Here is a 12986-nt window from a genome sequence, read left to right as displayed (position 1 = left end):
GGAAACTCGTAGCCACTGCTGCATGGGCCTGATGTGCTTGATTTTCATGAGGATTCAGCTCAATTGAGAACGCCCCCTAGGCCAGGCAGTCGATACCTACCTCGGTAAGCAAACGCGCGGTCTCGAACAGGGGCAGCCCCATCACGCCCGAATAGCTGCCCCGCAGATCCGCCACGAACAGGGCGCCCCGGCCCTGGATGGCATAGCCGCCGGCCTTGTCAGCGGGTTCACCGGTCTCCCAGTAGGCGTCCGCCTCCCGTGCGCTCACCGCGCGGAAGCGGACCTCACTGACGCTGAGATCCTGCCGCTCGCGCCCGTCTAGCAGCGCGATTCCGCTCAGCACCCGATGCGTGCGTCCAGCGAGCAGCCGCAGCATGGCGGCGGCCTCCCGACGATCCCTCGGCTTGCCCAGGATGCGGTCCTCGACGACCACGGCCGTGTCGGCCGCCAACACCGGTGGACAGCCTGGTGACCCAGCCTGGGCCCGACCGGCCCGGGCCTTGTCCAGGGCGAGGCGCAGCACGTAACTTTCGGGGTCCTCACCGGGCAGTCTGGCCTCGTCCAGGTCGCTATCGATGACCTCGAACCGAACGCCGATCTGCTCCAGGAGCAGCCGCCTTCGCGGGGACTTGGACGCCAGCAAGAGTGATGGGTTCGCCACGGGATCTCCTTTGGGTTGGCTGTAGGGTCCGCTGCGCGGACCTTCTGAATGTCGACACACCCTAGCGAGACTTGGCCTCAGACCCACGAGAGCCTAACTCGAGCTTCGCGGCGAAACCCCAATCGGACAGGATTTACAGGATTGACAAGATTCTTGTCGCTGCCGAATTTCCTACGCCCGATAAAGATGCGGGTCCATCAAGGAATCCTAGTCCAACGGCGGCCCCAACACGAAGTCTACTTCCTCGAAGCCGTGCTCTTCGAGCAGATCCAACACCTCCTCCACCCACTGCTCCTCTTCGGTACCTCTGACCTCGGCAATAAGGCCGGTGACAGACCGGTAGGCCTCGTGAGGCGACATGTCCTCGGGCACCGTCACCAAACGGATCTTACCTACGTCTTTGCTCGGCAGCACCATGCAAGGCTTCGCCATGTCCAACCTCCTCGACATTGTCGTCAATTTTCAAGCTACCCTTTTATCGTATTCGGAATCATAAACGGATTATTCCCTTTTGGGTCTGTGAAAATCTGCGTAATCTGCGTAATCTGCGGCTTGAATAAGATCTGTCGTCCGTGGTTACGGCCACGTCCGATCCCCGCAATCGAAATCTAAGGTCCCGTCCATGTCCGATCCCCGCTCGAGGCTCCAGACTCTGCTCCAGGAACGCATTCTGATTTTGGATGGCGCCATGGGCACCATGATCCAGCGTTACGGGCTCCGGGAGGCGGACTACCGTGGCGAACGCTTCGCGGATTGGCCGCGCGATCTGGCGGGCAATCTCGACCTGCTGTGCATCACCCAGCCTCGGATCATCCGGGAGATCCACCGGCAGTATCTGGAGGCGGGCGCCGATATCATCGAGACCAACAGCTTCAGCGCGACCACTATCGCCATGGCCGATTACGGCATGGAGGGGCTGGTCGGCGAGCTCAATATGGCCGCGGCGCGGATCGCCCGCGCCGCGGCGGACGAGTTCTCGACCGAGAACAGGCCCAGATTCGTGGCCGGCGCGCTGGGCCCCACCAACCGCACCTGCTCCATCTCGCCGGATGTCAATGATCCGGGGCTGCGTAACCTGGGCTTCGATGAGCTGGTAGCAGCCTATAGGCAGGCCGCCCGCGGCCTGATGGCAGGGGGAGCGGATATCCTGCTGATCGAGACGGTGTTCGATACCCTGAACGCCAAGGCGGCGATCTTTGCCTGCGAATGTGTGTTTGAGGAGGATGGCCGCTCGCTCCCCCTGATGATCTCCGGGACCATCACGGACCGCTCCGGCCGCACCCTGTCCGGGCAGACCACCGAGGCCTTCTATAATAGCCTGCGCCACGCCGGGCCCCTCTCCATCGGGCTGAACTGCGCCCTGGGTCCGGACCTGCTACGTCCCTATGTGGAGGAGCTGTCCCGGGTCGCCGAGTGCTGGGTCAGCGTATACCCAAACGCGGGCCTGCCCAATGAGTTCGGTGGGTATGATCTGGGTCCGGAGGATATGGCCGCACCGATCGCCGAATGGACGGATTCCGGCTTCCTCAATATTGTAGGGGGCTGCTGCGGCACCACCCCGGAACACATCCAGGCCATCGCCGCGGCGGTTGCAGGCAAGCCGCCGCGCGTACCAACCCGGCCCGAGCCCATCTGTCGGTTGGCTGGGCTGGAGCCGCTCAACTTCGACCGCACCCTGAATTTCGTCAACGTGGGGGAACGGGCGAACGTCACCGGCTCGGCCAAATTCAAGCGCCTCATCCTCGCCGAGCAGTACGACGAGGCCCTGGAGATCTGCCGTGCCCAGGTAGCGAACGGTGCCCAGCTGGTGGACGTGAACATGGATGAGGGCCTGCTGGACGGAGTAGCGGCGATGCGGCGTTTCCTCAATCTGATGGCCTCGGAGCCGGAGATCGCCCGCGTCCCCTGCATGATCGACTCCTCCAAGTGGACGGTCATCGAGGCCGGGCTCAAGTGCGTCCAGGGCAAGCCCATCGTCAACTCCATCTCCCTCAAGGAGGGAGAGGAACGCTTCATGGAACTGGCCCGGCGGTGCCGGCGCTACGGCGCCGCCGTGATCGTCATGGCCTTCGATGAGCAGGGCCAGGCGGACAACCTGGAACGCCGGATCCAGATCTGCGCCCGCGCCTATCGGATCCTCACCGAAGAGGTGGGCTTTCCCCCCGAGGACATCATCTTCGATCCCAATATCCTCACCATCGCCACCGGCATCGAGGACCACAACCACTATGGGGTGGATTTCATCGCGGCGGTGCGTTGGATCAAGGGCAACCTGCCCCACGCCCTCACTTCCGGCGGCCTGTCCAACGTCTCCTTCTCCTTTCGCGGCAACAACCCGGTCCGCGAGGCCATCCACGCCGTGTTCCTGTACCACGCCGTGGCGGCGGGGCTGGACATGGGCATCGTCAACGCCGGCCAGCTCGCGGTCTTCGACGACATCCCCACCGAGCTGCGGGACGCCGTGGAGGACGTCGTCCTCGACCGCCGACCGGATGCCACCGAACGACTAGTGGAGCTGGCGCCCAAGTACCAGGGCGACGGCGGCGGCATGCGACCCAAGGAAGATCGCCGGTGGCGCGATCAGCCGGTGGAGAAACGCCTGGAACATGCCCTGGTGCAGGGTATCACCGAGTACATCGACCAGGACACGGAGGAGGCCAGGGCCAAGGCCGGGCGCCCGCTGCAGGTCATCGAGGGCCCCCTGATGGACGGCATGAACCGAGTCGGCGACCTGTTCGGCGCCGGCAAGCTGTTCCTGCCCCAGGTGGTCAAGTCCGCCCGGGTCATGAAAAAGGCCGTGGCCTACCTGGAACCCTATCTGGAGACGGAGCAGGCCCAATGCGCGGCCCGGAGTCAAGGCAAGCTATTGCTCGCCACCGTCAAGGGAGACGTGCACGACATCGGCAAGAACATCGTGGGCCTGGTGCTCCAGTGCAACAACTACGAGGTCATCGATCTGGGCGTCATGGTCCCGACGGACGCTATCCTGGCGGCGGCACGCGAGCACCAGGTCGACATCCTCGGCCTGTCCGGCCTCATCACGCCATCCCTGGACGAGATGGTCCATGTCGCCCAGGAGCTGCAACGCCTGGGTCTCAAAATACCCTTGCTGATCGGCGGTGCCACTACCTCCAAGGCCCATACCGCGGTCAAGATCGCGCCCCGCTACGAGCACCCGGTGGTCTATGTGCCCGACGCCTCCCGGGCCGTGGGCGTGGTATCACGCCTGCTCTCTCCGGACACGCGCGCGGACTACGACCAGTCCGTCCGTGCCGAGTATGCCCAGCTACGCAGCCGCCACGCCGCCCAGGACCAGACCCGCAACCTGCTCCCCCTCGACCGCGCCCGGGCCAATCCGGTGCGGATCGACTGGAACAGCTACGCACCGCTGGTGCCAGCCGAGCCGGGGCTCCAGGTCTTCGAGGATATCCCGATCCGGGACCTCGTCCGCTACATCGACTGGACCTTTTTCTTCCACGCCTGGCAGCTCAAGGGACGTTACCCGCAGCTCCTGGACGACCCGGACAAGGGCAGAGAGGCACGCAGGCTCTACGACGACGCCCAGGCCATGCTCGAACACATCGTCAAGGAGAAACAGCTGCGGGCCACGGCCGTCATCGGGCTGTTCCCGGCCAATGCGGTGGGCGACGATGTCCTGGTCTTCAGCGACGAGGAACGGGTCGAGCCTCAGGCCATCTTCCACTTTCTGCGCAAACAGGGCCGTCAACCGGAGGGCAAGTACAACCACTGCCTCGCCGATTACATCGCCCCCCTGCACACCGGATTCGCCGACTACATCGGCGCCTTCGCCTGCACCGCGGGGCTGGGAATCGATGCCTCGGTCGCGGCCTACGAGGCGGACCATGACGACTACTCGGCCCTGATGCTCAAGGCCCTGGCGGACCGCTTGGCGGAGGCCCTGGCCGAGCTGCTGCACGAGCGGATACGCCGGCGCGCCTGGGGCTACGCACAAGACGAGGACCTAAGCAACCAGGACCTGATCGCGGAGCGCTACCAGGGTATCCGTCCCGCCCTGGGCTATCCGGCCTGTCCCGATCACACCGAGAAGGACACCTTGTGGCGCCTGCTCGAGGTGGAGCCGCGCACCGGCATCTGGCTGACCGAGTCCAAGGCCATGGTCCCCGCCGCCGCTGTGAGCGGGCTCTACTTCTCCCACCCGAATGCCCGCTACTTTGCCGTCGGCAAGCTGGGCAAGGACCAGATCCGGGACTATGCCGAACGCAAGGACCTGCCCCTGGCCGAGATCGAACGCTGGCTGGGGCCCAACCTGGCCTATGAGCCTGAGCCCGCGTAGGATGTTCGTAGGATGCGGTGAGAAGCCGCCAGGGACCTGCCTGCCGCCTATCGCTGCAGGCGGTGACGGGGAGGCAGGTGGCCGAACCGCATCACACAAATCACCAAAGTCACGAATCAAACCGCAAAGGCACGAAGGACATAAAGAAAAGTAGGTTGGGGTGAGCTTGCGAACCCCAACCTAAGTGCTACGTGGAGTGTTTAAGAATTGCCTGAAATATCCCGCTTCTTCGGCATCATCATTCGGATGTTTCTCGAGCCGGCCACGCGACATCATAGACCGCACATCCATGCCTATTATCAAGACAGAGTGGCGATCGTGGCAATCGATGCAATCGAACTTCTCGCTGGAGGTCTCCCTCGCCGCCAACAAAGGCTCGTGGAAGCCTGGACTGAGATCCACCAACATGAGTTGCTGGAAAGTTGGGACCAGCTCCAGGGTGGTCGGCCTCCTTTGCGGATCAAACCCTTGAGGTAACTCCCATGAATCATGCAATTCACCGCGTGACAGACTTCGAGATAGTCGGTCCATACTCGCTCAGGGTATCTTTCGAAGACGGGATGAGTCGGGGGATCGACCTGGAGCCATTGTTGGAAGGCGAGCTCTACGGTCCTCTGCGCGATCCGGACCTGTTCAAAGGCGTCCACATAGACTCGGAAGTCGGGACGCTCGTATGGCCGAATGGGGCGGATTTCGACCCGGCGACATTGTACGATTGGCCAAAGGTCGCGGAAGAACTCACCGCAATGGCGCAGGGCTGGAGGATGGCAACGGAGACCCCCGAGAAGGCCTAATCCAACCTATGAGCCCACGCAGAGCAGACCGTAGATGGGCACCTCCTAGCAGGCAGGCGCCGTGCCCAACATCCACATCTTCTCCCACCCGGACGCCCGCTATTTCACCGTCGACAAGCTGGGGAAAGACCAGATCCGGGACTACGCCGAACGCAAGGATCAACCTTTAAGCGAGACCGAACGCTGGTTGGGACCCAATCTGGCCCACGAACCCGACAGATATGAAAGCAATATATGAAAGATTGAAAATTGCGTTAATAATTGTTGCAGATGCCATCATTCCCTCAACAATTCTTGCGGTAACATATTATCTGACTGAATTGGCATCATATTTTCAAATAGGGAATGAGATATCGGCGACTGTGGCGCTTGTAGTGGGGGCTATTGGATCATTAGTGATATATATTTTTTTAATTGTTAATGAAATAAAATCGGTCAAGGTCAGGAACACTTCTGGATGGTGGGTTTGAATCAAGCAAACAAGATCCTCTATATCGAGCTGGTCGCTCTGGGTTCTTCCAACATGGCGAACATCAATCCCAGAGAAGCCTTCCGCATGGCGATTTACAAGCTCGCCGTTCAGGTTATTATGGTCATTATTGATGACCTTGATGCTGTAGCTGATTGAGAATGTAGATCGCCTTTGGCTTGAAGAAGCACAACGACGATATCAAGCCTATGTCGCAGGCGAGACAAAAGCAAAACCGGCGCAGGAGGTGTTTAATAAAGCTCGCCAGCGACTCCGTCAATGATGGTTGAGTTTCTTGTTCAACTGTTCCGGAGTGGTCCCGCTGCTAAGCTGTTGCTGAAGGCTTATCAGATTTCCCGCGAGCTTGAGCCGATTTCTGTCAAGTTCTTCGTTGGCACGCGCCTTCGCGGCTTGTTTCCGGTTGGCGACGATGTTTTTTTGACAAGGACAGGGAATTCCAACATCATATGCAGGGTTGGTTCCCGAGGCCGGTTTCTCCGTAAGCAGTCTAAGGGGACCAAATCGAGCGAGATCCTGCATCTCCAAGTTGGATTTTGCCCTTTCCCAAAGGGGGAGGACATCTCGCTGCTTCCGAGGCAAAGCCGTCTCCGAAGCTTTCACCTTTTGCTAACCGAGTAGGAAAGATCAATGGTTCCAAAGAACATGAGACTACCGCAACGGATCCTGTCTGTGATCGCACTCTTGGTATGCGTGTTTGCGTTGGCGCCGGCGCAAGCTACGCCGCCCCCGTTAACCGATTTGGCCAAGGGGTTGAACATCGACAAGAAGGCGATTTCCGTATCCGGAATCTCCTCGGGCGCCTTTATGGCGCACCAGTTCCATATCGCCCATTCAGAAAACATCATGGGCGCCGGGATCATGGCGGGGGGACCTTATTACTGTAGTCGGGGCAGCGTTCTACGCGCCACGAATAAATGTGCCTCGTTCGGGGTATTCGAGTCCATTTGCCGAGACTTCGAGAAGAAGGACCAAAGTCGGTGCAATAAAGACGACGGAACGCCGCAAAATGAGGCGCAAGTAAAGCAGCTGGCGCAGGAATCGTTCGCTGAGGCGAAGAAACAGAATCCGTCGATCAAGAAGAATGTCGAAAACGATAAGGTCTATCTCTTCAGCGGCAAACACGATGCGCTGGTACCGACCGGCGTGATGGATACTGTACACGATCTGTACACTGCCCCCGACAAGCTTGCCATGAAGAAAGAGAGGGTCAGGTACAACAAAGAATTCCCTGCTCGACACACCGTTGTGAGGGATAACTTCAATCGGCCGGAAGAAAAGACGGCCGTTGGTAAGTGCGCTATTCCACCCGAGCCGGTACCACCGATGGATGAGTACCCGTTCATCGACGATTGCCAGAAGGTCGCTCAACAAGAGATGGAGAAGGCTGCTTGTGAGAGCAATGACAGCGGGGCTTGCAAAGACCTTCGGGATACCGATCTGGCAGGGGCGATACTTAAACACATTTACGGGAAAGAGGCACTCGCCTCGGAGCGCGTCGCAACGAAAGAGGACCAGGTATTGGAATTCGACCAACGGCGCATCTTCAAGAAATTCTTCCCGGATGGATGGCGAAACAAGGCGGAAGATGCCTCTATGGCACACCGGGCTTATGTCTTCATCCCGAAGACCTGCAAGGAAGGGAAGAAATGCAAGCTGCACGTTGCCATCCATGGTTGCTTACAGGGCGGGAAAACCGACAACCGACCCGGGCATTCCGGAAACCTGTTTGCCAAGTTTGGCGGCTACAACGAGTGGGCGGAGACAAACGGCATCGTAGTCCTGTATCCGCAGGTGGAAAGACGGGAAGTTCCACCACCGCTCAACCCACAAGGATGCTGGGATTGGTGGGGACAGGACTATACGCACGAGAAGTACCATACTAAAGAAGGTCCCCAGATCCGAGCCGTGGCTGAAATGATCAATGTGCTCGTAGGCGAGGAGCTGCTCGAGGTGGCAGCGAAGTAGGGGTACTTGAAGGGTTCAAGATACCCGGGCGAGGCAGGGATGCCCCGCATGTTCGATCGGATAACCGATTGAATGGGAAGCGAAGTCGAGCATGCAGGTGTTGGCTTCGCGGGCTGAAAGATCCCAGGGAAGGGATCCTCCAGGATCCCTCAGGGGAAGGCGCTACAGGGACGTGAACGGAATACCGGCCAGGTACCCGGCAGAACGGGTAGCTGTTTTTCAAGAGAATTACCAAACATGTTAACCGGAAATGGAGAGATGACTTATGGCAACAACGCCTGAATCATTGCAGGATCTCGGCAAGTCCATTATGAGCATGGACATAACCAAGGGGGCCGATCGGTTTCTCGATGCGCTCGCTAAGCTGAAGGTGCCCGGCGTCGACATGGACGCATTGGTCGCCAGCCAGCGGGACAACCTAGAGGCCATGGGCAAAGCCAACCAAGCCGTTATGGAAGGGGTCACCGGGGTCGGAAAATGGCAGATGAAGATCCTGATGCAAACACTGGAGGAGATCTCAAAGACTGGCGGTTCGATGACCAAGATCGGCTCTCCGAAGGCTGTTGTAGGGGAGCAAACCGATATGGCTAAGCGTGCCTTTGAGACCGCAGTTACCAGTATGCGTGAGCTGGCGGATATTCTCAACACGGCCAATCAAACCGCTACCAAGGTGATAGTGGATCGGGTGCCAGACAGCTTGGACGAGGTCAAGGAGATACTCAAGGTCACGCAGTAACGTCGGCTCCCAGCCTATTTGTCGCCATCCAGCTACCTTCGGAAGATCGGTTCTCTTAGTAATCCAGCTTCCGATAGGTTGGCCTCCTGAATCGCCACGAGTCCTTGATTTAAGGATCTTGTGGCGGTTTTTTATTGGCAATTCAAGAGTAAGTAATGCCTGCATGCCGAGGCGATCGCTCGTGTCCATTTCCACGACCTTCTCGAACCGTTCCAGGGCGCCTTGGGCATCGTCCAGACGTAGCTTGAGGTATCCCGAGCCTTTCAATGCCCACAGCAGGAAGCGGGTCAGGGTCATGGATACTGGTACGGCACGCTCGAGATCGTCCTTGGATAGGGTACGCCAATTCGTACTTCATTGGCTTGGGGCTTAAGTTGCGGCTCGGCAAACAGAATCCGTAGGTTGCGTTAGCCGCGCGGGGAAACGCCTGGGGGGCACGACGCTGGGATCGGTTTTTCCATTTATGCTCAATCTGCCCCCTGGTTGCGGTTCAAATGAGGATCCGGCGACCGGAAACTCGTTTTCCACACAATCCATGTATGACGGGTATACTAACCCACTTTGGGAAACGTCGCGTCGGCGCCGTGTTGCAAGTACCGAGGCAATGCCATTAAGTTAGCTGCTGACCGCTTGTCGTGGTCGGTCAGGATGCGGAAGAGAAAACGACGAAGCGCGCGCATCGGCGCGAAACAGATCCCTCCCTTCGGTTCGGGATGACAATTTCGCGCGGATTCGCGTGATGCGTCGTTTCTCCTCTTGTTTGGCGACCGGTAACGCTTAACTTAACGGCATTGAGTACCAAGGGGATCACATTTGAGCGCACAGAAAAGAGCAGGCCGGTCGAGGAGGCTAGCGTTCCGGCTGATGCTATTTATCGCCTTGCTGGCAGTGACTACATCCGTGCTCGCGGCCCGGTTCCGGATCTCCGACATCCGGGTGGAAGGGCTGCAACGCATTGCTGCCGGGACCGTCTTCAATTATCTCCCGGTCCAGGTGGGGGACACGACGACGGACGCTGTCACCGCAGGCATCATCCGTGCCCTCTACGCCACGGGGTTCTTCAAGGATGTGCGGGTAGAGCGGGACGGGACAGTGTTGGTGGTGTGGGTACAGGAACGGCCGGCTATTGCCGAGATCAATATATCAGGAAACAGGAGCATCGATACTAAGGGACTGAAGGAGGGGCTCAAAGACATCGGACTTGCGGAGGGCCGGACGTTCGACCGCTCGCTCCTAGATCGGATCGAGCGGGAGCTCGAACGCCAATACTATGCCCTCGGGAGGTATGGGGTTGAGATTCAGTCCACGGTATCACCGCTGCAACGTAACCGGGTCGCTGTATCCATCGACATCGCCGAGGGCCTGACGGCCCGTATCAAACAGATCAATATCATCGGTAATGAGGACTTCGAGGAACGGGAATTGCTCGATCTGTTCAAGCTAAGCCGCACCCGATGGTATTCCTTCTATTCCAAGAACGATCAGTATTCCAAGCAGAAGCTCAGCGGGGATCTGGAGACCCTGCGCTCCTTCTACCTCGACCGCGGGTATATCAAGTTCGAGATCAAGTCGACCCAGGTCTCCATTAGCGCCGACAAGCAAGACATCTATATAACTATCGGTATCGATGAGGGCGACGTCTACAAGGTCAGTGACATGAAACTGGCCGGGGAGCCGTCGGTGCCGGTCAAGCAACTCTTCCCCTTGATCCACATGCGCCGCGGGGATGTCTTCTCCCGCAAGGTCACGATTGAAAGCGCGGAGCGCATCTCTAAAAAGCTGGGTAACGAAGGCTACGCCTTCGCCAACGTCAACACCATTCCCGAACTCGATGAGGAGACCAAGCAGGTTGCGGTGACCTTCTTCGTGGATCCAGGCAAACGTGTCTACGTCCGGCGCGTCAACACCAAGGGCAATACCCGAACGCGTGACGAGGTGTTGCGCCGCGAGGTCAGCCAGTTGGAGGCGGCCTGGTTCTCGTCGGAACTGGTTAGACAATCCCGAGAGCGCCTCCAACGGTTGGGCTATTTCGAGGAGGTGAATGTGGAGACGCCGGCGGTTCCCGGCTCGGCGGACCAGGTAGACGTGAACCTATCGGTCGTTGAGAAGGACTCGGGCAATCTACTCGCCGGTATCGGCTACTCTCAGTCCCAGGGCATTATCTTCAACACCAGCATCACCCAGAACAACTTCCTGGGCACCGGCAAGCAGGTCTCCTTTGCCTTTAACAACAGCCGTTCCAACCGCAATTACCGTCTCGCCTACACCAATCCCTATTACACGATAGACGGCATCAGTCGGGGCTTCGAGCTCTCCTATCGAGAAACGGATTACGAGAAGTTGAACAGCATCGACTACTTCACGGATGTGGGCGTCGCTGGCATGAACTTTGGTCTGCCGATTACGGATACCAGCCGCGCGGGTCTTGGCATCCGTTACCAGTACACCAAGTTCACCGCGGGGAATTCCCTGTTGGCGCAGACCTTCGAGACCGATTATGGTAATCAATTCAACGATTTTCTACTGACTGCGAGCTATACCAACGATTCGCGCGATCGGGCGATTTTCCCCACCAAGGGTAATTTCCAGTCCTTGCGAGCGGAGGTATCGGTGCCGGGCAGCGATTTGCAGTTTTTCCGGTTGACCTATACGCATCGCCGATACATCCCTTTGATCAGGCACTTTGTTTTATCCCTGGATGCGGATCTGGGTTATGGTAACGGGTTCGGCAGCACTAAGGACCTTCCCTTCTTCGAGCATTTCTTCGCCGGCGGTCCGGGATCGGTCAGAGGTTGGAAGGAGAACACCCTGGGCCCACGGGAGACTACCCTTGAGGAGAACCCAGCGGGCGGTAACGTAAAGATGGTCGGCAGCATAAAGCTCTTCGCACCGTCGCCCGTGGAGGGTGAGTTTGCCAAGACCCTGCGTCTCGGAGCCTTTTTCGATTTCGGCAACGTGTGGACCACGAGCAACCCGACGCTCTCCGATCAGGAACTCCTGACGCCCAGGGGATTCAGTCTGAGCGACATCCGCTATTCCGCTGGCCTGTCTCTGACCTGGATGTCACCCGTCGGTGCCCTGTCGGCCAGCATCGCCCGTCCATTCAACGACAAGGTCGAGGATAAGACCCAGATGTTCCAATTCAGTGTCGGGCAAAGATTCTGACCGGAGAGGGCGATCAAGTGAACACATCCGTTGGGACATTGATCGGTCTCGGCTTCTATCTCACGGGGGGCTTGCTGCCTGCCGCCGACTATGTCATCGCGGTGATCGACCCCACCCGCATCGTCGAACAGTCTCCCCAATATGAGGCAGCGCGCGCGCAATTAGAGGAGGAGGTCAACGATCGGGAGCAGAAGCTTGCCGAGCAGCAAAAGCGGCTTAGCGAGTTGCAGCAAAAGCTCGAGCGCGATGCGGCACTGATGAGCGAAGAGGAGCTGCAACGCCTACAGACCGACATCCGCAACCGGGGACGCAAGGTCAAGTACGCCCAAGCCGAATTTCGCGAAGATTTTTCCCTGCGCCAGAACGAGCTGCGCACCAAACTGGCCCGGCAGGTCGAGGAGGTGGTGGCGGAGCTGGCGCGCGAAGAAAACATCGATCTGATACTCAGCGAGGGTATGGTCTATGTCAGCAAGCGCATCGATATCTCCGATAAGATCATCATGCGATTAAAGGAGAAGTTCGAGGCAAGTAAGGGTCTTTAACCTACGTCTCGGGCTTTCAGGGTAGTGGCGATTAGGCTTCAGGAGCTGGCGGATCGTCTCGGTGTCGAGCTGCGCGGGGACGGCGAGCGGTACGTACAGCGGGTCGAGACCCTCAAACGGGCCGATGACGTCAGTCTATGCTTCTTCGGGGATCGTAAGTACCAAGCCGAGCTCAGGGCGACCGGCGCCGCGGCGGTGATCCTGGCGGAACCTTACGTGCCGCTCTGCCCGGTCGCGGCTCTGGTCAGCGCGAATCCCTACCTCACCTATGCCCGGGCGGTGCGGCTGCTGCATCCCGAGCCCGCCGTAACCGGCGGG

Annotated in this window: 14 protein-coding genes; 12 read left to right on the top strand and 2 right to left on the bottom strand. The window is 58.9% G+C overall.

The genetic code is table 11. The features are described 5' to 3' along the window. Positions 1–76: 76 nt before the first annotated feature. Entirely contained in the window at positions 77–661 is a 585-nt protein-coding gene (locus tag BQ17_RS05245) for a Maf family protein (RefSeq protein ID WP_089724918.1), read from the bottom strand. A gap of 207 nt (positions 662–868) precedes the next feature. Beyond that, the gene (locus tag BQ17_RS05240) at positions 869–1093 is read right to left on the bottom strand and encodes a hypothetical protein (protein ID WP_089724916.1); all 225 of its coding nucleotides are present in this window, start codon (positions 1091–1093) and stop codon (positions 869–871) included. A 190-nt stretch (positions 1094–1283) separates the two neighbouring features. On the opposite strand from BQ17_RS05240, the gene metH reads away from it, so the two are divergent. From metH to BQ17_RS05180, 12 genes are all read left to right on the top strand, one after another. Further along, complete coding sequence (gene metH / locus BQ17_RS05235) at positions 1284–4976, top strand: methionine synthase (protein ID WP_089724914.1); 3693 nt, start codon at positions 1284–1286, stop codon at positions 4974–4976. A 207-nt stretch (positions 4977–5183) separates the two neighbouring features. Continuing rightward, positions 5184–5453: a DUF4160 domain-containing protein gene (locus BQ17_RS05230; RefSeq protein ID WP_218068110.1), complete on the top strand. Its 270-nt coding sequence runs from the start codon at positions 5184–5186 to the stop codon at positions 5451–5453. 5 nt (positions 5454–5458) lie between these two features. Further along, entirely contained in the window at positions 5459–5770 is a 312-nt protein-coding gene (locus BQ17_RS05225) for a DUF2442 domain-containing protein (RefSeq protein ID WP_089724912.1), read from the top strand. A gap of 61 nt (positions 5771–5831) precedes the next feature. After that, positions 5832–6008 (top strand): vitamin B12 dependent-methionine synthase activation domain-containing protein, encoded by a 177-nt coding sequence (locus BQ17_RS05220; protein WP_089724910.1) that lies wholly within the window; start codon positions 5832–5834, stop codon positions 6006–6008. Further along, positions 5992–6240 (top strand): hypothetical protein, encoded by a 249-nt coding sequence (locus tag BQ17_RS20325; protein ID WP_141699119.1) that lies wholly within the window; start codon positions 5992–5994, stop codon positions 6238–6240. Before BQ17_RS05220 ends, BQ17_RS20325 begins: the two co-directional genes overlap by 17 nt. Continuing rightward, positions 6237–6398 (top strand): JAB domain-containing protein, encoded by a 162-nt coding sequence (locus BQ17_RS05215; protein WP_218068108.1) that lies wholly within the window; start codon positions 6237–6239, stop codon positions 6396–6398. The genes BQ17_RS20325 and BQ17_RS05215 overlap by 4 nt, the downstream gene beginning before the upstream one ends. Continuing rightward, entirely contained in the window at positions 6391–6522 is a 132-nt protein-coding gene (locus tag BQ17_RS23975) for an addiction module protein (RefSeq protein ID WP_089724920.1), read from the top strand. Before BQ17_RS05215 ends, BQ17_RS23975 begins: the two co-directional genes overlap by 8 nt. A 407-nt stretch (positions 6523–6929) precedes the next feature. Further along, positions 6930–8225 carry an alpha/beta hydrolase family protein gene (locus tag BQ17_RS05200; RefSeq protein WP_141699118.1) on the top strand — a complete coding sequence of 432 codons (1296 nt, stop codon included), beginning with the start codon at positions 6930–6932 and terminating at the stop codon, positions 8223–8225. A gap of 265 nt (positions 8226–8490) precedes the next feature. Beyond that, positions 8491–8961: a phasin family protein gene (locus tag BQ17_RS05195; RefSeq protein WP_089724902.1), complete on the top strand. Its 471-nt coding sequence runs from the start codon at positions 8491–8493 to the stop codon at positions 8959–8961. Positions 8962–9825: 864 nt separating this feature from the next. Then, a complete protein-coding gene (gene bamA / locus BQ17_RS05190) occupies positions 9826–12126 on the top strand; it encodes an outer membrane protein assembly factor BamA (protein WP_089724900.1) in 2301 nt (766 codons plus the stop codon). Positions 12127–12143: 17 nt separating this feature from the next. Beyond that, entirely contained in the window at positions 12144–12668 is a 525-nt protein-coding gene (locus BQ17_RS05185) for an OmpH/Skp family outer membrane protein (protein ID WP_089724898.1), read from the top strand. Positions 12669–12692: 24 nt separating this feature from the next. Continuing rightward, the coding region (locus BQ17_RS05180; protein WP_305118699.1) for an LpxD N-terminal domain-containing protein at positions 12693–12986 on the top strand (294 nt) is incomplete at its 3' end.

The sequence above is a fragment of the Candidatus Thiosymbion oneisti genome, from assembly GCF_900092655.1.
Taxonomy (GTDB): Bacteria; Pseudomonadota; Gammaproteobacteria; order Chromatiales; family Chromatiaceae; genus Thiosymbion; species Thiosymbion oneisti.
This window is presented reverse-complemented; position numbering and strand designations above follow the sequence as displayed.

Bases quoted from the DNA above. Each gene is read 5' to 3' on its own strand.
- BQ17_RS05195 (WP_089724902.1), top strand. From the start codon at position 8,491: ATGGCAACAACGCCTGAATCATTGCAGGATCTCGGCAAGTCCATTATG.
- BQ17_RS05225 (WP_089724912.1), top strand. From the start codon at position 5,459: ATGAATCATGCAATTCACCGCGTGACAGACTTCGAGATAGTCGGTCCA.
- metH (WP_089724914.1), top strand. From the start codon at position 1,284: ATGTCCGATCCCCGCTCGAGGCTCCAGACTCTGCTCCAGGAACGCATT.
- BQ17_RS05240 (WP_089724916.1), bottom strand. From the start codon at position 1,093: ATGGCGAAGCCTTGCATGGTGCTGCCGAGCAAAGACGTAGGTAAGATC.
- BQ17_RS20325 (WP_141699119.1), top strand. From the start codon at position 5,992: ATGAAAGCAATATATGAAAGATTGAAAATTGCGTTAATAATTGTTGCA.
- bamA (WP_089724900.1), top strand. From the start codon at position 9,826: ATGCTATTTATCGCCTTGCTGGCAGTGACTACATCCGTGCTCGCGGCC.